The sequence below is a fragment of the Streptomyces spirodelae genome (assembly GCF_017676385.1).
In the GTDB taxonomy this organism is placed as follows: Bacteria; Actinomycetota; Actinomycetes; order Streptomycetales; family Streptomycetaceae; genus Streptomyces; species Streptomyces spirodelae.
Genome location: NZ_JAFFZN010000023.1, coordinates 1 through 25,176, shown reverse-complemented (window position 1 = coordinate 25,176; position 25,176 = coordinate 1). Strand labels below are relative to the sequence as shown.

Sequence of the window (25,176 nt, the reverse complement as noted above, 5' to 3'; positions counted from 1 at the left end):
CGCGCCCCGACAAACTCAAAGCCAACAAGCACTGGAGATGCGAATCCCATGACAGACGCACTGAAGCGCCTCTCCGACGAAGGCGTCGCGATCTGGCTGGACGACCTGTCGCGCAAGCGCATCACGTCGGGCAACCTCGGCGAGCTGATGGACGAGCAGCACGTGGTCGGCGTGACGACGAATCCGACCATCTTCCAGAAGGCGATCTCGGCGGGCGACGGCTACCAGCAGCAGGTCTCCGACCTGGCGGCCCGCCGGGTCTCGGTGGAAGAGGCCGTCCGCATGATCACCACGGCCGACGTACGGGACGCCGCCGACATCCTGCGCCCGGTCCACGACGCGACCGGCGGCAAGGACGGCAGGGTCTCCATCGAGGTCGACCCGCGCCTGGCGCACAACACCAAGGCCACCGTCGCCGAGGCCCGGCAGCTGGCCTGGCTGGTTGACCGGCCCAATACCTTCATCAAGATCCCGGCCACCGAGGCGGGTCTGCCCGCGATCACCGAGACGATCGGCAAGGGCATCAGCGTCAACGTCACGCTGATCTTCTCGCTGGAGCGGTACCGCGCGGTGATGGACGCCTACATGGCGGGCCTGGAGAAGGCCAAGAGCCTGGGTATGGATCTGTCGCAGATCCACTCCGTGGCGTCCTTCTTCGTCTCGCGCGTCGACACCGAGTTCGACAAGCGGCTCGCGGCGCTGGGCACGGACGAGGCCAAGGCGCTCAAGAGCAAGGCGGCCATCGCCAACGCGCGCCTCGCCTACCAGGCGTACGAGGAGGTCGTCGCCTCCGACCGCTGGCAGGCCCTGGAGAAGGCCGGCGCCAACCAGCAGCGCCCGCTGTGGGCCTCGACCGGTGTCAAGGACCCGGAGCTGCCCGACACGCTGTATGTCACCGAGCTGGTGGCGCCCAACACGGTCAACACCATGCCGGAGGCCACGCTGCAGGCGGTCGGCGACCACGGTGAGATCAAGGGTGACGCGGTCCGCGGCACCTACGAGGAGGCCCAAGCCGTCCTGGACGGCATCGCCGAGCTCGGCATCTCCTACGACGACGTCGTCAAGGTGCTGGAGGACGAGGGCGTGAGCAAGTTCGAGGACTCCTGGAACGACCTGCTCAAGTCCACCGAGGCCGAGCTTCAGCGCCTTGCCCCGAAGGAGGCGTAACGGAATTGAGCAGCGCGAGCGGCACAGCCAACCCGCTGCGTGACGCCCAGGACCGACGGCTCCCGCGTATCGCGGGGCCGTCGGGCCTGGTGATCTTCGGCGTCACGGGCGATTTGTCACGGAAAAAGCTGATGCCTGCGGTGTACGACCTCGCCAACCGCGGGCTCCTGCCTCCAGGCTTCTCCCTTGTCGGCTTCGCCCGGCGGGACTGGGAGGACGAGGACTTCGCCCAGGTCGTACACGACGCGGTCAAGGAACACTCCCGCACCACCTTCCGCGAGGAGGTCTGGCAGCAGCTCGCCCAGGGCATGCGCTTCGTCCCCGGCGAGTTCCACGACGACGACGCCTTCGAGACGCTCCGGACCACCATCGAGGAGCTGGACAAGTCCCGGGGCACCGGTGGCAACTTCGCGTTCTACCTCTCGGTGCCGCCCAAGTTCTTCCCCACGGTCGTCTCCCAGCTCAAGAAGCACGGCCTGTCCGACGCGGGACCCGACTCCTGGCGGCGCGCCGTCATCGAGAAGCCGTTCGGCCACGACCTGAAGTCGGCACAGGAGCTGAACGCCGTCATCCACGACGTGTTCCGGGCCAGCGAGGTCTTCCGGATCGACCACTACCTCGGCAAGGAGACGGTCCAGAACATCCTGGCCCTCCGCTTCGCCAACACGCTGTTCGAACCGCTGTGGAACCGCAGCTACGTCGACCACGTGCAGATCACCATGGCCGAGGACATCGGCATCGGCGGCCGGGCCGGCTACTACGACGGCATCGGCTCGGCGCGCGACGTCATCCAGAACCACCTGCTCCAGCTGCTCGCGCTGACCGCCATGGAGGAGCCCACCTCCTTCGACGCCAAGGCGCTGCTGACCGAGAAGCTGAAGGTCCTCAACTCCGTACGGCTGCCGAAGGACCTGGGCAAGTACACGGTGCGCGGCCAGTACGCGGAAGGCTGGCAGGGCGGCGAGAAGGTGCCCGGCTATCTGGACGAGGAGGGCATCGACCCCAACTCCAAGACCGACACCTACGCCGCGATCAAGCTGGAGATCGACAACCGACGCTGGGCAGGCGTGCCCTTCTATCTGCGCACCGGCAAGCGGCTGGGCCGCCGCGTCACCGAGATCGCGGTGATGTTCCAGCGCGCCCCGCACTCCCCCTTCGACGCCACCGACACCCAGGAGCTGGGCAAGAACGCGCTGGTCATCCGAGTCCAGCCGGACGAGGGCGTCACCATCAGGTTCGGTTCGAAGGTGCCCGGCACCCAGATGGAGATCCGGGACGTGACCATGGACTTCGCCTACGGCGAGTCCTTCACCGAGTCCAGCCCCGAGGCGTACGAACGCCTCATCCTGGACGTCCTGCTGGGCGACGCGAACCTCTTCCCCCGGCACCAGGAGGTCGAACGCTCCTGGGAGATCCTCGACCCCGTCGAGGAGTTCTGGGAGACACACGGCAAGCCCGAGCAGTACCCCGCCGGCACCTGGGGACCCCAGGCAGCCGACGAGATGCTCGCACGCGACGGACGGATTTGGCGGCGGCCATGAACATCGATCTGACGGACACCACGTCCAGCCGCATCAACGCCGAACTGGTCAAGGCGCGCCGCTCCCTCGGCTCGCCTGCCATGGGCATGGTGCTGACCCTGGTCATCGTCACCGACGAAGGCAACCACTACGACTCGCTCAAGGCCGCCAGCGGCGCCTCCAAGGAGCACCCGTCCCGGATCCTCGTCGTCGTACGCCGCCCCGGCCGCTCCCCCCGCGACCGGGCACAGCACCGGCTCGACGCGGAGGTGCGGGTCGGCAGCGACGTGGGCGAGGCGGGCTCCGGCGAAACGGTCATCCTGCGGCTGCACGGCGAACTCGCCTCGCACGCGCACAGCGTCGTCCTGCCGCTGCTGCTGCCGGACGCGCCGGTGGTCGTGTGGTGGCCCGAGGACGCGCCGGTCAACCCCTCCGAGGACCCGCTGGGCAAGCTGGCCCAACGGCGCATCACCGACGCCTCCTGCACGGAGGACCCGGTCGGTGCCCTCGGCCTGCGGGCCAGCACCTACGCACCCGGCGACACCGACCTGGCGTGGACCCGCGTCACCCCCTGGCGGAGCATGCTCGCCGCCTCGCTGGACCAGAAGCACCCCACCGTCAACTCGGCGGTCGTCGAAGGCGAGGAGTACAACCCCTCCAGCGAGCTGCTCGCCCTCTGGCTCGCCGAGCGGCTGCGGGTCCCCGTCGAGCGCCGGATCTCCGAGGGCCCCGGCATCACCGGGGTGCGGCTGGAGACCGCCGACGGCCAGATCTGCCTCGACCGCGCCAACGGCTCCCTGGCCGAACTCGCCGTCCCCGGCCAGCCCGACCGGCACGTCGCCCTCCAGCGGCGCAGCACGGCAGAGCTGCTCGCCGAGGAGCTGCGGCGGCTCGACCCCGACGAGGCGTACGCCGAAGCCGTCCGCTTCGGTATGAACAAGATCTCAGGCCCCGACCCGGCACACCCGACTCCGTCCGCACCGGCTCCGGCCCCGGCCCCGGCCGGGGCTCCGGGTGACGCCTCCGCCTCCGGTGGGACGGCCGGGGACCAGCGGCCTGCCCCCGCGGAGCCGGTCGGGGACGCCGCCGCCGAGGAGGGCGAGGAGTCCGCGGCCAAGCCCTCGGCGGCCAAGGGCAGGTCCCGCTCCAAGGCGGCGAGTTCGAAGAAGGCAGCGAAGTGAGCGCCGGGCGCGAGGTGCTGGTGCACCCCGGCAAGGACGCGCTCGCGCAGGCCGCCGCGGACCGGCTGACCATGCGGCTGAGCGACGCGCAGGCCGCGCGGGGCACCGCGTCCGTCGTCCTGACCGGGGGCCGCAACGGCAACGCCCTGCTGGCCGCGCTCGCCGCCTCGCCCGAGGCGCGGGAGCGCATCGACTGGTCGCGGCTGGACGTGTGGTGGGGCGACGAGCGGTTCCTTCCTGAGGGAGACCCCGAGCGCAACCACACCCAGGCCCACGAGGCCCTGCTGGACGCGGTACCGCTGGACCCCGCGCGGGTGCACGCGATGCCGCCGTCCGACGGCCGCTACGCGGGCGATGCGGAGGCCGCCGCCGAGGCGTACGCGACGGAACTCGCCGCCGCGGCGGGCGCCGAGACCACCGCGCGGGTCCCGGCCTTCGACGTCCTGCTCCTGGGCGTCGGCCCGGACACCCATGTGGCCTCCCTCTTCCCTGAGCATCCCGCGCTGCGGGAGACCGAGCGGACGGTCGTCGGCGTCCATGGGGCGCCCAAGCCGCCGCCCGTCCGGTTGACGCTCACACTGCCGGCGATTCGCTCGGCTGAGGAGGTGTGGCTGCTCGCGGCGGGTGAGGACAAGGCCGACGCGGTCGCCCTGGCCCTCTCGGGCCCCGGCGAGCTCCAGACTCCGGCCGCCGCCGCGTACGGGCGCTCCGGCACCCTGTGGTTCCTCGACGAGGCGGCGGCGTCCCGGTTGCCGGCCGAAGCCTGACCGGGCTCCCGGCTCGGGTGCCCCGCGCCGGGGGCTGCTGAGGGGCTGCCCCTTGCTCAGCGATGCAGACTGCGGGCAGACGCTGGTTCGCGCGCAGTTCCCCGCGCCCCTGACGGGGCGCGGGGTCACCGCTATGCGGTACGGCCCCGCAGGGAGCGGTAGCGGTCGACCAGGGCCTGGGTCGAGGCGTCGAGGTCCGGAACCTGCGCTCCCTCAGTGAGCGCGGGTTCCAGGCGCTTGGCGAGGACCTTGCCGAGCTCGACGCCCCACTGGTCGAAGGAGTCGATGTTCCAGATGGCGCCCTGGACGAACACCTTGTGCTCGTAGAGGGCGACGAGCTGCCCGAGCACCGAGGGGGTCAGCGCGGAGGCCAGGATGGTGGTCGTGGGCCGGTTGCCGGGGAACGTACGGTGCGGCACCTGGGCCTCGGGGACGCCCTCGGCCCGCACCTCCTCCGCCGTCTTGCCGAAGGCGAGGGCCTGGCCCTGCGCGAAGAGGTTCGCCATCAGCAGGTCGTGCTGGTCCCGCAGGTCACCGAGCTCGGCGACGGGGTCGGCGAAGCCGAGCAGGTCGGCGGGGATCATCTTGGTGCCCTGGTGCAGCAGTTGGTAGTAGGCGTGCTGGCCGTTGGTGCCGGGGGTGCCCCAGACGACCGGTCCCGTCTGCCAGTTGACGGGCCCACCCTCGCGGGTGGTCGACTTGCCGTTGGACTCCATGTCCAGCTGCTGCAGATACGCGGTGAACTGGGACAGGTAGTGGCTGTAGGGCAGCACGGCGTGCGACTGGGCGTCGTGGAAGTTGCCGTACCAGATGCCCAGCAGGCCCAGCAGCAGGGGCGCGTTGGACTCGAAGGGCGCGGTGCGGAAGTGCTCGTCCATGAGGTGGAAGCCGGCCAGCATGTCACCGAAGCACTCGGGGCCGATGGCCACCATCAGGGCGAGCCCGATGGCCGAGTCGTAGGAGTAGCGGCCGCCGACCCAGTCCCAGAACTCGAACATGTTGTCGGTGTTGATGCCGAACTCGGCGACCTTCTCGGCGTTGGTGGAGACGGCCACGAAGTGCTTGGCGACGGCGGCCTCTCCCCCGGCCTCCGGCCGGGAGGTGTCCCCACCGCCCAGCCCCGCCAGCAGCCAGGCGCGCGCCGCCTCGGCGTTGGCGATGGTCTCGGTGGTGGTGAAGGTCTTGGAGGCGACGATGAACAGCGTCTCGGCCGGGTCCAGATCGCGGAGCGCCTCGTGCAGATCCGCGCCGTCCACATTGGAGACGAAGCGGAAGGTCAGGTCCCGGCGGGTGTACGGGCGCAGCGCCTCGTAGGCCATCTTCGGGCCGAGGTCGGAGCCGCCGATACCGATGTTGACGATGTTCTTGATGCGCTCGCCGGTGTGCCCACGCCAGTGGGCCTCCCGGATGCGGTTGGCGAAGGTGCCCATCCTGATGAGGACTTGGTGCACCTTGCGCATCACGTTCTCGCCGTCCACCCGGACGGTCGCCGACTCCGGCGTGCGCAGCGCGGTGTGCAGGACGGCGCGGTCCTCGGTGACGTTGATCTTCTCGCCGGCGAACATCGCGTCCCGCAGCCGGGCGACGCCGGCCGCCTCGGCAAGCTGTCGCAGCAGCCGCAGCGTCTCGTCGGTGACCAGATTCTTCGAGTAGTCGATGTGGAGGTCACCGACCCGGACGGTGTAGCGCTCGGCGCGCTCCGGGTCGTCCTCGAACAGCCGCCGCAGGTGCGTGAGGCCGAACTCGTCGCGGTGCTTTGCCAGCTCCTGCCACTCGGGCATCTGGTCGAGTCGGGTGCGGCCTTCAGCGTTCATCAGCGAAACCAGCCCATTCCTCTCGTAACGAACCCCGCCGCCTCCAACCTAGACGATGAACGGCCCGGCCGCGCACCGCCCCTCGGTGCGTGGCCGAGCCGTCCGTCGTTCGGTGTCATGGCTGTGCCGGCGCCGACTCGCCGTCAGATCTCACCCCGGAGTTTGGCGAGCGCCTCGGCGAGGATGGCCTCGCCGTCCGCGTCGCTGCGCCGCTCGCGCACATAGGCGAGGTGGGTCTTGTACGGCTCGGTGCGCGGCGGGTCCGGGGGGTTGTCCCGGTCCTTGCCCGCGGGGAAGCCACAGCGCGGACAGTCCCAGGTCTCCGGGATCTGCGCGTCACTGGCGAAGCTCGGCTGGGTCTCGTGCCCGTTGGAGCACCAGAAGGAGATGCGGAGGCGGGGCGCGGACTCGCCTCGCTCGGCCTCCCCCATCGGCCCCGCTCCGACCCGGCTGCCCCGGATCGCGTTGCCACTTGCCACGGTCGTAACTCCCTGCCTCACGGTGCCACGGAGCGTAGGCACTGCGCGCTCCGCTGAGGGCGCCCTAGTGTACGTAGGGCCCAACGCGCGCCCAGTGACCGGAGTTACTGCGTCGGTACCGGACGCGGACCCTCATGATAGGCAGGGGGTGCAACACTCTGTCAGCCGTTGTGCACGCGACAACCGTGCGAGTGCGTCACTTGAACTTCATCAGCAGGCCGAGCACGACGATGAGGGCGAACCACACCAGGCCGACAACGACCGTGATCCGGTCGAGGTTGCGCTCGGCGACCGACGAGCCGCCGACGGAGGACTGCATACCGCCGCCGAACATGTCGGAGAGGCCGCCGCCCTTGCCCTTGTGCATCAGCACCAGCAGCAGCAGAAGCGCGCTGAAGACGATGAGGGCGATTGAGAACCCCATGACCACGGCTGGACCAACTCTCTCGGATCGTGGCTGGACACTTAACGTATGCGATTGCTTACGGGGCCGCGGCGCGAGCCCCGGCCCCGTAAGACTACGACGCGCGACAGTCGATCGTCACACGCCGCTGCTGCTCACTGGTCGCGGCTGCGCTCACTGGTCACGGAAGCGGACGATCTTGACGAACTCGTCCGCGTCCAGCGAGGCACCGCCGACCAGCGCCCCGTCGATGTCGGGCTGCGCCATGATCTTGGCGACATTGCCGGCCTTGACGGAGCCGCCGTACTGGATGCGGACCCGCTGCGCGGTCTCCTCGTCGTACAGCTCGGCCAGCCGGCCGCGGATCGCGCCGCAGACCTCCTGCGCGTCCTCCTCGCCGCAGACCTTGCCGGTACCGATCGCCCACACCGGCTCGTAGGCGATGACCAGCTCGGCCACGGCCTCGGCGGGGACGTCCTTGAGGCCGCCGTCCACCTGGGCGAGGGTGTGACCGACGTGGTTGCCCGCCTCGCGGACGGCCAGCTCCTCGCCGACGCACACGATCGGGGTCAGGCCGTGCTTGATCGCCGCCTTGACCTTGGCGTTGACGACCGGCTCGTCCTCGCCGTGGTACTGGCGGCGCTCGGAGTGGCCGATGGTGACGAAGGAGCAGTTGAGCTTCGCCAGCATCGCGCCGGAGATCTCACCTGTATAGGCACCGGAGTCGTGTGCCGAGACATCCTGCGCCCCGTACTTGATCCGCAGCTTGTCGCCGTCGACCAGCGTCTGGACCGAGCGCAGGTCGGTGAAGGGCGGCAGGACCGCGACCTCCACGGCTTCGTAGTCCTTGTCCGTCAGCGCGAAGGCGAGCTTCTGGACGTGGGCGATGGCCTCGAGGTGGTTGAGGTTCATCTTCCAGTTGCCCGCCATCAGCGGGGTACGGGTAGCCATGCCCCTCCTTCCTTGTTCGCTTCTCCGCCCGCGCGGCGCAGTGCGAGTCTCGTAATTGTCCGCGGCCCGGCAGCCGCACGTGCGACGCTCACGGCCCTTCCTTGTTCGCTTCTCCGCCCGCGCGGCGCAGTGCGAGTCTCGTAGTTGTCCGCGGCCCGGCAGCCGCACGTGCGACGCTCACGGCGTCAATCCTCCAGTGCGGCCAGGCCGGGAAGCGTCTTGCCCTCGAGGTATTCGAGGCTGGCGCCACCGCCGGTCGAGATGTGTCCGAACGTGTTCTCGTCGAAGCCCAGCTGACGGACCGCGGCGGCACTGTCGCCACCACCCACGACCGTGAAGGCGGGAGAGTCGAGCAGACCCTGCGCGACGGCCTTGGTGCCCTCGGCGAAGTCCGGGTGCTCGAAGACGCCCATCGGACCGTTCCAGAAGACGGTGGCCGCATCCGCGAGCTTCGCGGCGTAGAGCTTACGGCTCTCCGGGCCGATGTCCAGACCCTCCAGCTCGGCCGGGATGGCATCGGCCGCAACGGCCGTGGGGTTGGCGGGCGCCTTGGTCTTCAGGTCGGGGAACTCGGGGGCCGCCAGCACGTCCACCGGCAGCACGAACTCCACACCCAGTTCCTCGGCCCGCTCCAGGTAGCCCTTGACTGCCGGAAGCTGGTCCTCCTGGAGCAGCGACTTGCCGACCTCGTACCCCTTGGCCTTGAGGAAGGTGTAGGCCATACCGCCGCCGATCAGCAGCCGGTCGGCCTTGCCCAGCAGGTGGTCGATGACGCCGAGCTTGTCGGAGACCTTGGCACCGCCCAGCACCACCGCGTACGGCCGCTTGACGTCCTCGGTCAGCTTCTTCAGCACGCCGACCTCGGTGGCGATCAGATACCCGGCGGCGTGCGGGAGGCGCGCCGGAAGGTCGTAGACGGAGGCGTGCTTGCGGTGCACGGCGCCGAAGCCGTCACTCACATAGGCATCGGCGAGCGCAGCCAGTTCGTCGGCGAAAGCGCCACGCTCGGCGTCGTCCTTGCTCGTCTCACCGGCGTTGAAGCGGAGGTTCTCCAGCAGCGTGACCCCGCCGTCGGCGGTCTCGCCGACAGTGGCCTTCGCGCCGGCCCCCACGGTGTCGGTCGCGAACGCGACCTGGGTGCCGAGGAGTTCGCCGAGCCGCCGCGCCACGGGCGCGAGCGAGAACTGCGGGTCCGGGGCGCCCTTGGGGCGGCCCAGGTGGGAGGCCACGACCACCCGCGCGCCGCTCTCGGCAAGCTTCTTGATCGTGGGAACGGCGGCCCGGATGCGGCCGTCGTCGGTGATGGTGTCGCCGTCGAGCGGGACGTTGAGGTCGGCGCGGACGAAGACCCGCTTGCCGGACACGCCCTCGCCGACGAGTTCGTCGATCGTCTTCATGGATGACTCCTGTGGTGGGCCCGGGGAGGCGCCCCGGGAAGTACGCAGCAGGCAGAGCATGGGACGGGGCTCGTGCGCGGCGCACGAGCCCCGTGACTCACCTCGGTCGGCGCGGGTTCTAGAGCTGCGAGCCGACGTAGCTGGTGAGGTCGACCAGCCGGTTGGAGTAACCCCACTCGTTGTCGTACCAGCCGATGATCTTGGCCTGGTTGCCGTCGACCATGGTGAGGGAGGCGTCGAAAGTGCAGGACGGCGGCTGGTTGACGATGTCCGAGGAGACGATCTGGTCCTCGGTGTAGTCGATGATGCCCTGCAGCTGGCCCTCGGCGGCCTTCTTGAAGGCGGCGTTGACCTCGTCCTTGGTGGTCTCGCGCTTGAGCTCGAGCACCAGGTCGGTGACGGACCCCGTGGGGACCGGGACGCGCATGGCGATGCCGTCCAGGCGGCCCTTGAGCTGCGGGAGGACCAGCGCGGTGGCCTTGGCGGCACCGGTGGTGGTCGGGATGATGTTCTCGGCGGCGGCCCGGGCGCGGCGCAGGTCCTTGTGCGGGAAGTCCAGGATGCGCTGGTCGTTGGTGTAGGCGTGCACCGTGGTCATCAGACCGCGCTCGATGCCGAAGTTCTCGTCCATGACCTTGGCCATCGGCGCCACGCAGTTGGTGGTGCAGGAGGCGTTGGAGATCACGTGGTGCTCGGCGGCGTCGTACTTGTCCTGGTTGACGCCCATCACCACGGTGATGTCCTCCTCCTTGGCCGGAGCCGAGATGAGGACCTTCTTGGCGCCCGCTGCGAGGTGCTTGGCAGCGTCCTCGCGCTTGGTGAAGATGCCGGTGGACTCGACCACGACGTCGGCGCCCAGCTCGCCCCAGGGGAGCTTGGCCGGGTCCTTCTCCGCCATCGTCTTGAAGGTCTGCTTGCCGACCGTGATGGTGTCCTCGGTGTGGCTGACCTCGTACGGGAGGCGCCCGAGGACGCTGTCGTACTTCAGCAGGTGCACCAGGGTGGCATTGTCGGTCAGGTCGTTGACACCGACGATCTCGATGTCCGCACCCTGGTTCAGCAGCGCGCGGAAGTAGTTACGACCGATACGGCCAAAGCCGTTGATGCCTACGCGGATCGTCACGAACCGATCTCCTCGCTAGGTACGCCGGTACGGACACCGGCGAGGGCTGTTTGGGATGTCCCCGACCGACTCCGACCCTACCTCTCCATTGCGGCCGGGCTCACATCGGCTGGGCGGGCAAATCCGGACGGCTCAGGCGAGCACGAGGTGGCTCAACTGGCCGTCCCGCCGGGCCGTTCTCCGCCGCTTTCCGGTCGTATCAGCCGACCATTTCCTCGCTCAGATTGGACTCGGTCCCGGGGATACCGAGGTCCTGTGCGCGCTTGTCGGCCATGGCCAGCAGCCGCCGGATACGGCCCGCCACCGCGTCCTTGGTCAGCGGCGGGTCGGCGAGTGCGCCCAGCTCCTCCAGCGATGCCTGCTTGTGCTCCATCCGCAGCCGCCCGGCCGCGGCCAGGTGCTCGGGCACCTCGTCGCCGAGGATCTCCAGCGCGCGCTGCACCCGGGCGCCGGCGGCCACGGCGGCACGGGCCGAGCGGCGCAGGTTCGCGTCGTCGAAGTTGGCCAGCCGGTTGGCGGTGGCCCGCACCTCCCGGCGCATCCGCCGCTCCTCCCACGCCAGCACCGACTCGTGGGCGCCCAGCCGCGTCAACAGCGCGCCGATCGCATCACCGTCCCGGACGACGACCCGGTCCACGCCGCGTACCTCGCGGGCCTTCGCCGCGATCTGGAGTCTGCGGGCCGCACCGACGAGGGCCAGCGCCGCCTCCGGGCCCGGGCAGGTGACCTCCAGGGACGAGCTGCGCCCAGGTTCGGTCAGCGAGCCGTGCGCCAGGAAGGCGCCGCGCCAGGCGGCCTCCGCGTCGCAGGTGGCCCCCGAGACCACCTGCGGGGGCAGCCCCCGGATGGGGCGGCCGCGGCCGTCGACCAGACCGGTCTGCCGGGCGAGCTGGTCACCGCCGGCAACCACCCGTACGACGTACCGGCTGTTGCGGCGCAGCCCGCTGGGCGCCATCACCACCAGGTCGGAGGAGTGTCCGAAGATCTCCAGGATGTCCTTGCGCAGCCGCCGGGCCGCGATGCCCGTGTCCAGCTCCGCCTCGATCACGATCCGCCCGCTCACCAGGTGCAGCCCACCCGCGAAGCGCAGGATCGACGAGACCTCTGACTTCCGGCAGCAGGTCCGGGTGACGGGGAGCCGGGAGATCTCGTCCTTCACCGCAGGCGTCATCGCCATGGGCCGATCCTTCCATGCATCCGAAAAATACGGTCGTACGCGGCGGCCAGCAGCTCCGGGTCGTGCCGGGCGGTTCCTCCCTGGGGCTCCCGCTCCGGCCTGCGGCCGGGCGGTGTCCGGCGGGAGGCACCCCCGGCCGCCGCCACCGGCGCCAGCTCGACCTTTCCGCCGAGCTGGTCGGCGGCCTCGCTCAGGGAGTCCCGGTCGGGCACGGCGTCCTGGTCGGCCAGCACCACGTCGAAGGTGAGTTTAGGGGCGTGTCGGGCCAAAACCTCCAAATGACGCTGCGGGGAAAAGCCGTCCGTTTCCCCCGGCTGCGGAGCGAGGTTGAGAGAGAGGACCTTCCGGGCCTTGGTCTCGGTCAGCGCCTCCAGCAGCTCCGGCACCAGCAGATGCGGGAGGACGGAGGAGAACCAGGAGCCGGGGCCCAGCACCACCCAGTCGGCGTCCAGCACGGCGCGTACGGCCTCGGGCACGGCCGGTGGATCGTTGGGGACCAGATGCACCTCCTGGACCTCGCCGCGGGTGAGCGCGACGGTGGCCTGGCCCCGGACGGTGGACAGCTCATCGGGGCGCGCGGGGTCGTGACCGCGCACGCGGGCGCGCAGCTCCAGCGGCACGGCGGACATCGGCAGCACCCTGCCGTGCGCCCCCAGCAGCTTGCCGACCAGGTCGAGCGCCTGGACGTGGTCGCCCAGCTGCTCCCACAGGGCGACGATCAGCAGATTGCCGACCGCGTGCTCGTGCAGCTCGCCGCGGCTCTCGAAGCGGTGCTGGATGACCTGGGCCCAGGTGCGGCCCCACTCGTCGTCCCCGCACAGCGCCGCGAGCGCCTTGCGCAGATCACCGGGGGGCAGCACACCCAGTTCGTCGCGGAGGCGCCCGCTGGAGCCGCCGTCGTCGGCGACGGTGACCACCGCCGTGAGGTCTCCGGTGATCCGGCGCAGCGCCGTCAGCGAGGCCGACAGGCCCATGCCGCCGCCGAGCGCCACCACCTTGGGCTGCTTGGAGGTCAGACCGCGCAGCGTCGCGTGCCGGCCCAGATGCCGCAGGCTCCTACGGGCCATGGGCGTCACTCACGCCCCATGTCACGGTGGACGACCACCGTCTCCACGCCCCCGTCGGCCAGCCTGCGGGCGAGCTTCTCGGACATGGCGACGCTGCGGTGCTTGCCTCCGGTGCAGCCGACGGCGACGGTGACGTACCGCTTGCCCTCCCTGCGGTATCCGGCGGCGATCAGCTGCAGCAACTCCGTGTAGCGGTCCAGGAACTCCTTGGCGCCGGGCTGGTTGAAGACGTAGTTGGAGACCTCCTCGCTGGTGCCCGTGTAGGGGCGCAGCTCGGGGACCCAGTGCGGATTGGGCAGGAAGCGGCAGTCGACCACCAGGTCGGCGTCCACGGGCAGTCCGTACTTGTAGCCGAACGACATGACGGTGGCGCGCAGTTCGGGCTCCTCCTCGCCGGCGAACTGCGCGTCCAGCTTGGCGCGCAGCTCGTGCACGTTGAGGCTGGAGGTGTCGATCACCAGGTCGGCGTCCCCGCGCAGCTCGCGCAGCAGATCGCGCTCGGCCGCGATGCCGTCCACGATCCGCCCGTCGCCCTGCAGCGGATGGGGCCGGCGCACCGACTCGAAGCGGCGCACCAGGGCCTCGTCGGACGCCTCCAGGAAGACGATGCGCCGGGCGACGTTGTAGGCGGCCAGGTCGGCGAGGGAGCCCTTGAGGTTGTCGAAGAAGTTACGGCCGCGTACGTCCACCACGACGGCGATCCGGGCCACATTCCCCTGGGAGCGGGCGCCCAGATCGACCATCGTGGGGATCAGCTCGGGCGGCAGGTTGTCGACGACGAACCAGCCCAGGTCCTCCAGACACTTGGCGGCGGTGCTGCGGCCGGCGCCCGACATCCCGGAGATGATCACCAGCTCCGGGATCGTCCCGCCCGCCTCCTGCGGCTGCGCCGGGTTGAGGGTACTCACCACTGCTCCGTCTCCGCGCTGCTCGCGCTCCGCGCTCATGCTGTCATTCCCCGACTGTCGGTCTTCGTGCCGGATGTGTCGCTCTTCGTGGCACAGGTTCACTCTTCTTCGCTCGTCACTCTTCTTCAACGATCTCACCGGTGGCGGTATTCACTGCAGGACGCGAGGGCGCCGCCTGGGACAGCGCCGCGGCGACCGTCTCTGCCGTCTTCCGGCCCACCCCGGGGACCTGGGAGATCTCCTCGACCGAGGCCGCGCGCAGCTTCTTGACCGAGCCGAAGTGCTTGAGCAGGGCCTTCTTCCGGGTCTCGCCCAGGCCGGGTACGGCGTCCAGCGGGCTGCCGCGGAGCCGTTTGCCGCGCTTGCCGCGCTGATAGCGGATCGCGAAACGGTGCGCTTCGTCCCGGACGCGCTGCAGCAGGTAGAGGCCCTCGCTGCTGCGCGGCAGCACCACCGGATCGCTCTCGCCGGGCAGCCAGACCTCCTCCAGCCGCTTGGCCAGTCCGCACACGGCCACATCGTCGACCCCGAGCTCGTCCAGCGCGGCCTGCGCCGCCGCCACCTGCGGCCGGCCGCCGTCGACCACGACCAGCTGCGGCGGGTAGGCGAACTTCTTGGGGCGGCCCTCCTCGTCCCGGTCGGCGCCCTGTGCGGGCTGCGCGCCCTGCGCGGGCTGTTCCCGGCCGGGCTCCGGGGTCGGCCGGGGAGCGGGGGCCGCACCGGCCGGGCCGCTCTCCAGCTCGCCGCCCAGCTCCTCCTCCGGCCACTCCCCGGTCTTCTGCTTCTCCACCAGGTAGCGCCGGAAGCGGCGGCTGATCACCTCGTGCATGGACCGGACGTCGTCCTGTCCCTCGAAGGACTTGATCTGGAAGCGGCGGTACTCGCTCTTGCGGGCCAGCCCGTCCTCGAAGACGACCATGGACGCCACCACGTCGTCACCCTGGAGGTGCGAGATGTCGAAGCACTCGATACGCAGCGGCGCCGAGTCCAGGTCGAGGGCCTCGGCGATCTCCTCCAGGGCGCGGGAGCGGGTGGTCAGGTCCGAGGCGCGCTTGGTCTTGTGCAGCACCAGGGCGTGCTCGGCGTTGCGGTTGACGGTCTCCATCAGGGCGCGCTTGTCGCCCCGCTGCGGCACGCGCAGGCTCACCTGGGCGCCCCGGCGCTCGGACAGCCACTGCGCTATGGGCTCGGCGGGCTCGGGCAGCGCGGGGACCAGCACTTCCTTGGGGACGCCTCCGCTTCCGCCCCCGGCTGCGGCGTCGCCCTGCTCGGCGCCGTAGAGCTGCTGGAGCGCGTGTTCGACCAGCTCGGCGGTGCCGACGGCCTCCACCTTGTCGGTGACCCAGCCGCGCTGGCCGCGCACCCGGCCGCCGCGTACGTGGAAGATCTGGACGGCGGCCTCCAGCTCGTCCTCGGCCACCGCGATCAGGTCGGCGTCGGTGGCGTCGGTGAGCACCACCGCGTTCTTCTCCATCGCGCGCTTGAGCGCGTCGATGTCGTCCCGCAGCCGCGCTGCCCGCTCGTACTCCAGCTCCTCGGCCGCCTCCTGCATCTCGCACTCCAGCCGGCGCAGATAGGAACCGGTGTGGCCGGCCATGAAGTCGCAGAACTCCTCGGCCAGTTCGCGGTGCTCCTCGGGGCTGACCCGGCCCACACAGGGGGCCGAGCACTTGCCGATGTAGCCCAGCAGACAGGGGCGGCCGATCTGCGCCGAGCGCTTGAACACGCCCGCGGAGCAGGTGCGCACGGGGAAGACGCGCAGCAGCAGGTCGACCGTCTCGCGGATGGCCCACGCCTGCCCGTACGGGCCGAAGTAGCGCACGCCCTTCTTCTTGGGGCCGCGCATCACCTGGACGCGCGGGAACTCCTCGTTCATCGTCACCGCGAGGGACGGGTAGCTCTTGTCGTCACGGTATTTGACGTTGAACCGCGGGTCGAACTCCTGGATCCAGGTGTACTCCAGCTGGAGCGCCTCGACCTCCGTGCCGACCACCGTCCACTCGACGGAGGCGGCCGTGGTGACCATCGTGCGGGTGCGCGGATGCAGCCCGGCCAGGTCCTGGAAGTAGTTGTTGAGCCGCTGACGGAGGCTCTTCGCCTTGCCGACGTAGATCACCCTGCGGTGCTCGTCGCGGAAGCGGTAGACCCCGGGCGAGTCGGGGATCTCTCCCGGTTTCGGACGGTAGGTGGAGGGGTCTGCCATGGTGCCCACCCTACTGGCGCGCACCGACAGCGATCAGCGTGCGGAGGTCCCGGGCGGGCGCGCGGCCACTGTGCCCGCACCCGCCCGTACCGCCCCGTCGGCTACCAGCCGCGCTCGCGCCACTCCGCCAGATGAGGGCGCTCGGCGCCCAGCGTGGTGTCGGCGCCGTGACCCGGGTACACCCAGGTCTCGTCGGGGAGTTGGCCGAAGAGCTTGGTCTCCACGTCCTCGACGAGCCGGGCGAAGTTCTCCGCGCTGCCGAAGGTGTTGCCCACTCCGCCGGGGAAGAGGCAGTCACCGGTGAACAGGTGCGGGTGGCCGCTCGGGTCGTCGTAGACCAGGCAGATCGAGCCGGGAGTGTGGCCGACCAGATGGCGCGCCGTCAGCTCCACCCCACCGACCCGCACGGTGTCGCCGTCGTCCAGCGGTACGTCGGTGGGAACGGGGATGCCCTCGGCGTCGTGGCGCCCGGCGTACGTACGCGCGCCGGTGGCCCGCACCACCTCTTCGAGCGCCTGCCAGTGGTCGCCGTGCCGGTGGGTGGTGACGACGGAAGTGATGCCGTCGTCCCCGATGAGCTCCAGCAAGGTACCCGCGTCGTTCGCGGCGTCGATCAACAGCTGCTCGCCGGTGGCCCGGCAGCGCAGCAGATACGCGTTGTTGTCCATCGGGCCGACGGCGACCTTGGAGATCATCAGATCCCGCAGCTCGTGCACGTCCGCGGGGCCGCCGACCTGAACCGTTCCGCTGTATGGCATGCCGCCAGCCTATTGGTTGCCCCCGCCTGTTTGCCGCAGGCTGCCGGGGCGTCCTACAGGGCGGGCAGCGCCGGAAGAGCGCCCCGCGCCGAGAGGCCGCTGCCGTTCGTACGGCCGGTCAGCCAGCCGACGAGGGCGACAGGGTTACCGGCCACCACGAAGGGCCCCTCCGGGCCGGCCTCGGCGGCGCCGGTGCGCCAGCTGCGGCCGTCCTCGGCGCGCAGCTCGATGGCGACGGGCACCTCGGGGTGCTCCGTGAAGCGGCGGGCCATGTTGGCCAGCTCGCGGTCGACGAAGGTGCCCGGCAGATCCTCCAGGGTGTAGCCGATGCCGAGGTCCACATGGTGCAGCTCGACCTCGATCCAGCGGCGGAAGGGGATCGAGGAGGCGAGATCGGTCACACCGTTGCGCAAGGTGACGGTACGGTTCCAGGCGTCGCTGTCCAGCGCTGCGAAGGCGCTCTCCAGCCGGGAGGCGCTGGCGCGTACGTCGTCGACGAGGGCGTCGAGAGGGCGCCCGGCGCCGTGCTCGATGTCGGCCTCGCGTGCCTCGGCACTGGCGTACATGGGTTTGCCCGCGAGCACGTTGACGAGGGCGTCCGCGTTGCGGGCGAGGTGGGTGAGCACATGGGCGCGGGTCCAGCCCGGCAGCTGGGAGTCCTCGGTGACCTGCGGGGCTTCCAGCTTGACGGCGTCGCTCAACAGGTGACCGGTCGCGGTCCGTACGAGATCGGTGTCGTGCTCGGGCGTGGTCGCAGGCGTGGTCCCAGACGTGGTCATGATCCAAAGCTACTGGCGTCCCTCGTTCGTGGGGAAGATGGCAAGGCTCGCCGCAATTCGAAAGGACGTGCTATATGGTCGAGCCCGGCTCCCGTGCCGGAAGCGAACGACACTCCGCGCGGCGCCGTCCTACTCTTGGTCGGGGACTCCCGCTCGCCGCGGGCTCCCGCTTCTCACACGAAAGGTGCCGACAGGCGTGGCCGACCGTCTTCTCGTCCGTGGCGCTCGCGAGCACAACCTGCAGAACGTCTCGATAGACCTCCCTCGCGACTCGCTCATCGTCTTCACGGGGCTCTCGGGCTCCGGGAAGTCCTCGCTCGCCTTCGACACGATCTTCGCCGAGGGCCAGCGGCGCTACGTCGAGTCGCTGTCCGCCTACGCACGGCAGTTCCTCGGGCAGATGGACAAGCCCGACGTCGACTTCATCGAGGGCCTCTCACCCGCGGTCTCCATCGACCAGAAATCCACCTCGCGCAACCCGCGCTCGACGGTCGGCACCATCACCGAGGTCTACGACTACCTGCGGCTGCTCTACGCCCGGATCGGCAAGCCGCACTGTCCGGCCTGCGGCCGCCCGATCACCCGCCAGTCGCCGCAGGCCATCGTGGACAAGGTGCTCGACCTGGAGGAGGGCAGCCGCTTCCAGGTGCTCTCCCCGCTGGTGCGCCAGCGCAAGGGCGAGTTCCTCGACCTCTTCAACGAGCTGCAGACCAAGGGCTACAGCCGCGCCCGCGTGGACGGGCAGACCGTCCAGCTGTCCGAGCCGCCGAAGCTGAAGAAGCAGGAGAAGCACACGATCGAGGTGGTCGTCGACCGCCTGACCGTCAAGCCCACCGCCAAGCGGCGGCTCACCGACTCGGTGGAGACCGCGCTGGGCCTCTCCGGCGGCATGGTCATCCTCGACTTCGTCGATCTGGAGCCGGACGACCCGCAGCGTGAGCGGATGTACTCCGAGCACCTGTACTGCCCCTATGACGACCTCTCGTTCGAGGAACTGGAGCCGCGCTCCTTCTCCTTCAACTCGCCCTTCGGCGCCTGCCAGGAGTGCACCGGCATCGGTACCCGGATGGAGGTCGACCCGGAGCTGATCGTCCCCGACGAGGACAAGTCACTGGACGAGGGAGCGCTGCACCCCTGGTCGCACGGGCACACCCGGGAGTACTTCGGCCGCCTCATCGGCGCGCTGGCCGACGCGCTCGGCTTCCGTACGGACATCCCGTGGGCGGGCCTGCCCGCACGGGCCAAGAAGGCACTGCTGTACGGCCACAAGACGCAGGTAGAGGTCCGCTACCGCAACAGGTACGGCCGCGAGCGCGCCTACACCACCGCTTTCGAGGGCGTCGTCCCGTTCGTCAAGCGGCGGCACTCCGAGGCGGAGACCGACAGCAGCCGGGAGCGCTTCGAGGGCTATATGCGCGAGGTGAACTGCCCCGCGTGCGAGGGCACCCGGCTCAAGCCGCTCATTCTCTCGGTGACCGTGCAGGGCAAGTCCATCGCGGAGGTCTCCGCGATGTCGATCACCGAGTGCGCGGAGTTCCTCCGCGCACTGGAGCTGAGCGGACGCGACAAGCAGATCGCCCAGCGGGTGCTCAAGGAGGTCAACGAGCGGCTGCGCTTCCTGGTGGACGTCGGCCTGGACTATCTGACGCTCAACCGCGCGGCGGGCACCCTCTCCGGCGGCGAGGCCCAGCGCATCCGGCTGGCCACCCAGATCGGCTCCGGGCTGGTCGGCGTGCTGTACGTGCTGGATGAGCCGTCCATCGGCCTGCACCAGCGCGACAACCACCGGCTGATCGAGACCCTGGTGCGGCTGCGCGACCTGGGCAACACCCTCATCGTCGTCGAGCACGACGAGGACACCATCAAGGCGTCCGACTGGGTGGTGGACATCGGTCCCGGCGCCGGCGAGCACGGCGGCAAGGTCGTGCACAGCGGACCGTTGAAGGAGCTGCTGGCCAACGAGGACTCGGTCACCGGCGACTATCTGTCCGGCAAGCGCGAGATCCCCACCCCGCAGCTGCGCCGCCCCGTCGACCCGGCACGGCAGTTGACCGTACGCGGCGCACGCGAGAACAACCTGCGCAACATCGACGTCTCCTTCCCGCTGGGCGTGCTGACGGCCGTCACGGGCGTGTCGGGCTCCGGCAAGTCCACGCTGGTCAACGACATCCTCTACACCCACCTGGCGCGCGAGCTGCAGGGCGCCAAGACGGTGCCAGGCAGGCACACCCGCGTCGAGGGCGACGATCTGGTCGACAAGGTGGTGCACGTCGACCAGTCGCCGATCGGCCGCACGCCGCGCTCCAACCCGGCCACGTACACCGGTGTCTTCGACCATGTGCGCAAGCTGTTCGCCGAGACGACCGAGGCGAAGGTCCGCGGCTACCAGCAGGGCCGCTTCTCGTTCAACGTCAAGGGCGGCCGCTGCGAGAACTGCGCGGGCGACGGCACGATCAAGATCGAGATGAACTTCCTGCCGGACGTGTACGTGCCCTGCGAGGTCTGCCACGGTGCGCGCTACAACCGGGAGACCCTGGAGGTGCACTACAAGGGCAAGAACATCGCCGAGGTCCTGGACATGCCGATCGAGCAGGCCATGGACTTCTTCGAGGCGGTGCCGGCGATCGCCCGCCATCTGCGGACCCTCAACGACGTGGGCCTGGGCTATGTCCGCCTCGGCCAGCCCGCGCCGACTCTTTCGGGTGGTGAGGCGCAGCGGGTCAAGCTCGCCAGCGAGTTGCAGAAGCGTTCCACGGGACGCACCGTCTACGTCCTGGACGAGCCCACGACCGGCCTCCACTTCGAGGACATCAGGAAGCTGATCGGCGTCCTGGAGGGCCTGGTGGACAAGGGCAACTCGGTGCTGGTCATCGAGCACAACCTGGACGTCATCAAGACCGCCGACTGGGTCGTGGACCTCGGCCCCGAGGGCGGCAACGGCGGCGGCCTGGTGGTCGCGGAGGGCACTCCGGAAGAGGTGGCGGCGGTCCCGGGCAGCCACACCGGAAAGTTCCTCCGCGAGATGCTGGGCGACCGCGTCAGCGACGCGGGGGCCCCGCTGAGGCCCGCCGCGAAGGCTCCCGCGAAGAAGGCCCCTGCCAAGAAGGCTCCCGCCAAGGAGGTGGCCGCGAAGAAGGCCGCCACCGCGAAGAAGCCGGCAGCCCGCAAGCGCTGACCTGGTGCACCATCGGTGCCGCGGACGTAGAGTGCGGCGCGTGACAACGAGCGAGGAATCGACGGCCACGCGCCGCACCGTGCTGTGCGGTGCCGCACTGGCCGCGCTGGGACTGACCGCCGCGGCGTGCGGCGGAGGCGGTGAATCGGACGGAAGTTCACCGGAGCCGACCACCGACAAGCCTGTCGAGCTGGGCGCCGCCGACGCGGTGCCGGTCGGCGGCGCCAAGCTGTACGCGGACCAGAAGGTGCTGGTCTCGCAGCCCGAGAAGGGTGACTTCAAGGCATTCAGTGCCGTGTGCACCCACCAGGGGAGCACCCTCGACCGGATCGACGGCGAGGTCGCGGTCTGCCCCCTGCACGGGAGCCGTTTCCAGGTGGACTCCGGCAAGGTGGCGAAGGGGCCGGCCACCACGGCACTGCCCTCGATGCCGGTGAAGGTGGAGAAGGGCAAGCTCCTCGCGGGATGACCCCTGCCGGGGTGTTCCGACGAGGGACGGCCCCTGCCCGACGCCTGCGGACCGCGGGTGCTCTGTGGCTGCTGGGCACTCCCGGCCGGAGTCCCCACAGCCTTCCGCCGGGAGGTACCCCCAGTGGCTTGTCGCGCAGTTCCCCGCGCCCCTGACGGGGCGCCTACGGCCAACCGGTGGAAGTAACGCACCGTTTCCCCCGACTTCGCTCCGGCCCTCTGGTGTAGACCGGTCCCCCTTGGGACCCTGTGCGGCACTGTGCGCAAAAAGTGCCGAGATCACTGGTCTTAGTGGGGGACGTCGTGAGACAGATCCACGCTCGCGCAAGACTCGCCCGTGCCGGATTCGCCAGGTCGCTGCTGACCGCCGCGGCCGTCTCCGCGCTGCTCACCGGCGTGCTGCCGGCCGGCCCGGCCCTGGCCACGGCCGGGCAGCCCGCCGCCGCGACGGCGGTGACCGCCGCGCCCGAGCCGCCCGGCCCACCGAAGCCCGGAGCCGTCCCCGACGGCGACGGCATGGAGCTCTCCCGCAGCACCCGTCCCCTCGCCCCCGGAGCCGAACTCACCTCATTCGAGCGGCTCGAGTCGGACAAATGGCTGCGCGCCGACGCGCTCACGCTCAAGCTGGGTGAGGCGCGCACCGGGGCGACGGCCGACCATCTCTCCTCCGGCAAGGTCACCGAGCGCCGGACGGTCAGACAGCTCGCCGAGGAGCACGACCCTGGCAAGGGACGCCGCACCATCGCCGCGCTCAACGGCGACTTCTTCGACATCAACGAGACAGGCGCCCCGCTCGGCCCGGGCGTACGCGACGGGAAGCCGACCCACTCGCCGGAGCCGGGCGTCTCCGAGGCGGTCGGCATCGGCCCGGGAGCCGCGGGGCGCATTCTGGACCTGTACTTCGAAGGCACCGTCACCCTCCCGGACGGCACCGTGCCGCTCGACGGCCGGGACGCGGCCAATGTCCCCGCGAACGGTATCGGCCTCTACGACGCGGACTGGGGTGCGGCGGACCGCGCCCTGACGGTCGACCAGGCGAAGGACGTCACCGAGGTGACCGTCGAGGACGGCAAGGTCTCCGGCGTGGCCGAGAAGCCCGGAAAGGGTGACATCCCCGAGGGCGTGAGCGTCCTCCTCGGCCGGGGCGACGGCGCCGAGCGGCTGGCGGCTCTGCACACCGGCGACCCGGTCGGCTTCGAGTACCGGATGCGCACCGACGACGGTTCCCCCGTGCCGCGCACAGCGGTCGGCGGGCGCGGGGTGCTCGTTGAGAACGGAGAGCCGCAGAACTGGGACGGCAGGCCGAACAACACCGCGGCGCCGCGCACCGCGGTCGGCTTCTCCAAGGACGGCGGCACCATGCACGTGCTGACGGTGGACGGCAGGCAGGCGGCCTCGGGCGGGGTGACGCTGACCGAACTGGCCCTGATGATGAAGAAGCTCGGCGCCCACAACGCGCTCAACCTGGACGGCGGCGGCTCCTCCACCCTGCTGGCCCGCGAACCGGGCAGCAACACCCTCCGGCTGGAGAACGCTCCCTCGGACGGCGAGGAGCGGGAGGTCCCCGACGGGCTGGCGCTGACGGCGCCCGAGGGTTCGGGGCGACTGTCCGGCTTCTGGGTGAAGACGGCCATCGACCCGGACGAGGCGGCCACGGCCGACAACATGCCCGGCGGTCACCCCGACCGCGTCTTCCCCGGCCTGACGCGCAAGCTCACGGCGGCCGCGTACGACGAGACGTACGGGCCCGTCGACGGCGCGCCACAGCCGCGCTGGCGTGCCCAGCGGCCGGGGGTGGGGCGGGTGGACGCGGGGGGCGTCTTCCACGCGCGCCGCGCCGGCCACACCGACGTCACGGCACGTGCCGACGCGGCGAGGGGAAGCACCCGGCTGCGGGTCCTCGGGGAGCTGGACCGTATCCGGCCCACGACCGACCGGGTGGGGCTGGCGGACCGCGGTGCCGACGGCTCGTTCGGGCTGCTCGGCTACGACGCGGACGGCAACAGCGCGCCCGTCGAACCGGCCGACGCGCAACTCTCCTACGACCGTTCGCTGTTCTCGATCGTTCCGGACGAGGACACCGGCAGCGGCGCGTTCACCGTCAGGACCCGTTCCGGGCAGGAGTCCGCCTCCGGCACCGTGACCATCACGGTGAGGGGACACTCGACACGGCTGGCCGTCACGGTCGGGCTGCGGGAGCAGCAGGTGGCCGATTTCGAGGACGCCTCCAGCTGGACGTTCAGCGCCGCGCGGGCCAGCGGATCGGTGGCCTCGGAACCAGCGGGCAGACAGGGCGCGGGGCTGAAGCTCAGCTACGACTTCACCCAGTCGACAGCCACCCGCGCCGCCTACGCCAAACCGCCCTCCGAGCGGGAGATTCCCGGCCAGCCGCGCAGCTTCACCCTGTGGCTCAAAGGCGACGGGTCGGGCGCGTGGCCCTCGCTCCACCTCAAGGACGCGGCAGGCACCGACCAAGTGCTGCGCGGACCACTGGTCGAGTGGCGGGGCTGGCAGCGGATCACCTTCGACGTTCCCGAAGGGGTGGCCTACCCGCTGAGACTGCACCGCTTCTATGTCGCCGAGACCCGGCCCACCGCGCAGTACAAGGGCGAGGTGGTGCTGGACGAACTGGTGGCGCGGACCCCGCCGGACGTCGACCTGCCGACCGCGGGACGGCCGCACGATCCGCTGATCTCCACGGCGGCCGACACGGCGGGCCGCGACTGGCGGTTCGCCGTGATGTCGGACGCGCAGTTCGTGGCGCGCGACCCGGACAGCGAAGGCGTGCGGCAGGCGCGCCGGACCCTGCGCGAGATCCGCGCGGCGCGGCCCGACTTCGTCGTCATCAACGGCGACCTGGTGGACGAGGGAGCACCGGCCGACCTGGCGTTCGCGCGCAAGATACTCCAGGAGGAGCTGGGTGACGCCGTCGACTGGTACTACGTACCGGGCAACCATGAGGTGATGGGCGGCTCGATCGCCAACTTCATCAAGGAGTTCGGGCCCACCCAGCGCACGTTCGACCACCGGGGAACACGGTTCATCACGCTGGACACCTCGTCGCTGACGGTACGCGGTGGCGGATATGCGCAGTTCCAGGAGCTGCGGCGGCAGTTGGACGACGCGGCCCGCGACCGCCGCATCAGCTCGGTCGCCGTCATCCAGCACGTGCCGCCGCGCGACCCGACGCCGCAGCGGGCCAGCCGGCTCACCGACCGGATGGAGGCCGACCTGCTGGAGAGGTGGCTGGCCGACTTCCGCTCCCGCTCGGGCAAGGGCGCGGCGCTGGTGGCGGGCCATGTCGGCGTCTTCGACGCCTCACGGGTGGACGGCGTGCCCTATCTGGTGAACGGCAACTCGGCCAAGACCCCCGCTGCGCCGCCGGGCGAGGGCGGCTTCACCGGCTGGTCGCTGCTGGGCGTCGACCAGGGGCGGTCGCGGGACGGGGACTGGATCTCGGTACAGACCCGCCCCCATGTGGACGGACTGCTGCTGGAGGCCCCCGAACGGCTCTCGGTGGGCGGCGAGGCGAAGGCGTCGGCGACCGTGGAGCAGGGCAGCGGACCGACCGCTCGCCGGGTCCCGGTCGGCTGGCCGGTGAGTGCGGACTGGCCGGGCTCCCCGGGGCTGTGCGTCAAGGGCGCCGTGCCCCGTGGGCGCTGTGTGGCCTCCTACGATCCGGCCGACGGCACCCTCACCGGGCGCAGTCCCGGCACGGTCACTCTTTCGGTGATCGTCAACGGTGAACGCGCCACCCGGAAGGTGACCGTCGGCGGGTGACGCGGCGGGGCCGGGTCACCGCACCGGCGGAAAGATCCCGGCCCCGCCCCCTACCGGAA

19 protein-coding genes are annotated in these 25,176 nt (G+C 70.6%); 7 read left to right on the top strand and 12 right to left on the bottom strand.

Annotation, left to right across the window (positions count from 1 at the left end):
- The first annotated feature begins 48 nt into the window (after window positions 1-48).
- Genes tal through pgl form a run of 4 tightly spaced genes read left to right on the top strand, consistent with a single transcriptional unit; the run spans window position 49 to window position 4,635 of the window.
- Window positions 49-1,167 carry a transaldolase gene (gene tal, locus JW592_RS22965; RefSeq protein ID WP_209267095.1) on the top strand — a complete coding sequence of 373 codons (1,119 nt, stop codon included), beginning with the start codon at window positions 49-51 and terminating at the stop codon, window positions 1,165-1,167.
- Window positions 1,168-1,172: 5 nt separating this feature from the next.
- Complete coding sequence (gene zwf, locus JW592_RS22960) at window positions 1,173-2,708, top strand: glucose-6-phosphate dehydrogenase (RefSeq protein WP_209267094.1); 1,536 nt, start codon at window positions 1,173-1,175, stop codon at window positions 2,706-2,708.
- Window positions 2,705-3,868: a glucose-6-phosphate dehydrogenase assembly protein OpcA gene (gene opcA / locus JW592_RS22955; protein WP_209267093.1), complete on the top strand. Its 1,164-nt coding sequence runs from the start codon at window positions 2,705-2,707 to the stop codon at window positions 3,866-3,868. The genes zwf and opcA overlap by 4 nt, the downstream gene beginning before the upstream one ends.
- The gene (gene pgl / locus JW592_RS22950) at window positions 3,865-4,635 is read left to right on the top strand and encodes a 6-phosphogluconolactonase (protein ID WP_209267092.1); all 771 of its coding nucleotides are present in this window, start codon (window positions 3,865-3,867) and stop codon (window positions 4,633-4,635) included. Before opcA ends, pgl begins: the two co-directional genes overlap by 4 nt.
- 131 nt (window positions 4,636-4,766) lie before the next feature.
- Here pgl and pgi read toward each other — a convergent pair whose 3' ends face one another.
- The 12 genes from pgi to JW592_RS22890 all read right to left on the bottom strand — a co-directional run bounded on the left by pgi (window position 4,767) and on the right by JW592_RS22890 (window position 17,694).
- Complete coding sequence (gene pgi / locus JW592_RS22945) at window positions 4,767-6,449, bottom strand: glucose-6-phosphate isomerase (protein ID WP_209267091.1); 1,683 nt, start codon at window positions 6,447-6,449, stop codon at window positions 4,767-4,769.
- Window positions 6,450-6,592: 143 nt separating this feature from the next.
- Complete coding sequence (locus JW592_RS22940) at window positions 6,593-6,928, bottom strand: RNA polymerase-binding protein RbpA (protein WP_162465822.1); 336 nt, start codon at window positions 6,926-6,928, stop codon at window positions 6,593-6,595.
- A gap of 196 nt (window positions 6,929-7,124) precedes the next feature.
- Window positions 7,125-7,358, bottom strand: a complete 234-nt coding sequence (gene secG / locus JW592_RS22935; RefSeq protein ID WP_209267090.1) for a preprotein translocase subunit SecG — start codon at window positions 7,356-7,358, stop codon at window positions 7,125-7,127.
- 147 nt (window positions 7,359-7,505) lie between these two features.
- Window positions 7,506-8,282, bottom strand: a complete 777-nt coding sequence (tpiA, locus tag JW592_RS22930) for a triose-phosphate isomerase (RefSeq protein WP_209267089.1) — start codon at window positions 8,280-8,282, stop codon at window positions 7,506-7,508.
- A gap of 185 nt (window positions 8,283-8,467) precedes the next feature.
- A complete protein-coding gene (locus tag JW592_RS22925) occupies window positions 8,468-9,679 on the bottom strand; it encodes a phosphoglycerate kinase (protein ID WP_209267088.1) in 1,212 nt (403 codons plus the stop codon).
- A gap of 118 nt (window positions 9,680-9,797) precedes the next feature.
- Entirely contained in the window at window positions 9,798-10,802 is a 1,005-nt protein-coding gene (gene gap, locus JW592_RS22920) for a type I glyceraldehyde-3-phosphate dehydrogenase (RefSeq protein ID WP_209267087.1), read from the bottom strand.
- Between the two features lie 199 nt (window positions 10,803-11,001).
- On the bottom strand, window positions 11,002-11,979 hold the full coding sequence (gene whiA / locus JW592_RS22915; RefSeq protein WP_209267086.1) for a DNA-binding protein WhiA: 978 nt from the start codon (window positions 11,977-11,979) through the stop codon (window positions 11,002-11,004).
- Window positions 11,970-13,046, bottom strand: coding sequence for a gluconeogenesis factor YvcK family protein (locus JW592_RS22910; protein ID WP_229376641.1), 1,077 nt, complete (start codon window positions 13,044-13,046; stop codon window positions 11,970-11,972). The genes whiA and JW592_RS22910 overlap by 10 nt, the downstream gene beginning before the upstream one ends.
- Window positions 13,047-13,051: 5 nt before the next feature.
- A complete protein-coding gene (gene rapZ, locus JW592_RS22905) occupies window positions 13,052-13,993 on the bottom strand; it encodes an RNase adapter RapZ (protein WP_209267085.1) in 942 nt (313 codons plus the stop codon).
- 76 nt (window positions 13,994-14,069) lie between these two features.
- The gene (uvrC, locus tag JW592_RS22900) at window positions 14,070-16,157 is read right to left on the bottom strand and encodes an excinuclease ABC subunit UvrC (RefSeq protein ID WP_209267084.1); all 2,088 of its coding nucleotides are present in this window, start codon (window positions 16,155-16,157) and stop codon (window positions 14,070-14,072) included.
- Between the two features lie 101 nt (window positions 16,158-16,258).
- Complete coding sequence (locus tag JW592_RS22895; protein ID WP_209267083.1) at window positions 16,259-16,915, bottom strand: MBL fold metallo-hydrolase; 657 nt, start codon at window positions 16,913-16,915, stop codon at window positions 16,259-16,261.
- 53 nt (window positions 16,916-16,968) lie between these two features.
- The gene (locus JW592_RS22890) at window positions 16,969-17,694 is read right to left on the bottom strand and encodes a maleylpyruvate isomerase family mycothiol-dependent enzyme (RefSeq protein WP_209267082.1); all 726 of its coding nucleotides are present in this window, start codon (window positions 17,692-17,694) and stop codon (window positions 16,969-16,971) included.
- A 196-nt stretch (window positions 17,695-17,890) separates the two neighbouring features.
- Here JW592_RS22890 and uvrA point away from each other — a divergent pair, with 196 nt between their 5' ends.
- The 3 genes from uvrA to JW592_RS22875 all read left to right on the top strand — a co-directional run bounded on the left by uvrA (window position 17,891) and on the right by JW592_RS22875 (window position 25,117).
- Entirely contained in the window at window positions 17,891-20,869 is a 2,979-nt protein-coding gene (uvrA, locus tag JW592_RS22885) for an excinuclease ABC subunit UvrA (RefSeq protein ID WP_209267081.1), read from the top strand.
- A gap of 31 nt (window positions 20,870-20,900) precedes the next feature.
- Window positions 20,901-21,338 (top strand): Rieske (2Fe-2S) protein, encoded by a 438-nt coding sequence (locus JW592_RS22880; protein WP_209267080.1) that lies wholly within the window; start codon window positions 20,901-20,903, stop codon window positions 21,336-21,338.
- Window positions 21,339-21,853: 515 nt separating this feature from the next.
- The gene (locus tag JW592_RS22875; protein ID WP_229376654.1) at window positions 21,854-25,117 is read left to right on the top strand and encodes a phosphodiester glycosidase family protein; all 3,264 of its coding nucleotides are present in this window, start codon (window positions 21,854-21,856) and stop codon (window positions 25,115-25,117) included.
- Window positions 25,118-25,176: the final 59 nt, after the last annotated feature.

Coding starts and splice junctions, on each gene's coding strand:
- whiA (WP_209267086.1), bottom strand. CDS start 11,979: ATGGCGATGACGCCTGCGGTGAAGGACGAGATCTCCCGGCTCCCCGTC.
- JW592_RS22925 (WP_209267088.1), bottom strand. CDS start 9,679: ATGAAGACGATCGACGAACTCGTCGGCGAGGGCGTGTCCGGCAAGCGG.
- pgi (WP_209267091.1), bottom strand. CDS start 6,449: ATGAACGCTGAAGGCCGCACCCGACTCGACCAGATGCCCGAGTGGCAG.
- tpiA (WP_209267089.1), bottom strand. CDS start 8,282: ATGGCTACCCGTACCCCGCTGATGGCGGGCAACTGGAAGATGAACCTC.
- JW592_RS22875 (WP_229376654.1), top strand. CDS start 21,854: ATGGAGCTCTCCCGCAGCACCCGTCCCCTCGCCCCCGGAGCCGAACTC.
- tal (WP_209267095.1), top strand. CDS start 49: ATGACAGACGCACTGAAGCGCCTCTCCGACGAAGGCGTCGCGATCTGG.
- JW592_RS22890 (WP_209267082.1), bottom strand. CDS start 17,694: ATGACCACGTCTGGGACCACGCCTGCGACCACGCCCGAGCACGACACC.
- JW592_RS22895 (WP_209267083.1), bottom strand. CDS start 16,915: ATGCCATACAGCGGAACGGTTCAGGTCGGCGGCCCCGCGGACGTGCAC.
- uvrC (WP_209267084.1), bottom strand. CDS start 16,157: ATGGCAGACCCCTCCACCTACCGTCCGAAACCGGGAGAGATCCCCGAC.
- rapZ (WP_209267085.1), bottom strand. CDS start 13,993: ATGAGCGCGGAGCGCGAGCAGCGCGGAGACGGAGCAGTGGTGAGTACC.
- JW592_RS22910 (WP_229376641.1), bottom strand. CDS start 13,046: ATGGCCCGTAGGAGCCTGCGGCATCTGGGCCGGCACGCGACGCTGCGC.
- opcA (WP_209267093.1), top strand. CDS start 2,705: ATGAACATCGATCTGACGGACACCACGTCCAGCCGCATCAACGCCGAA.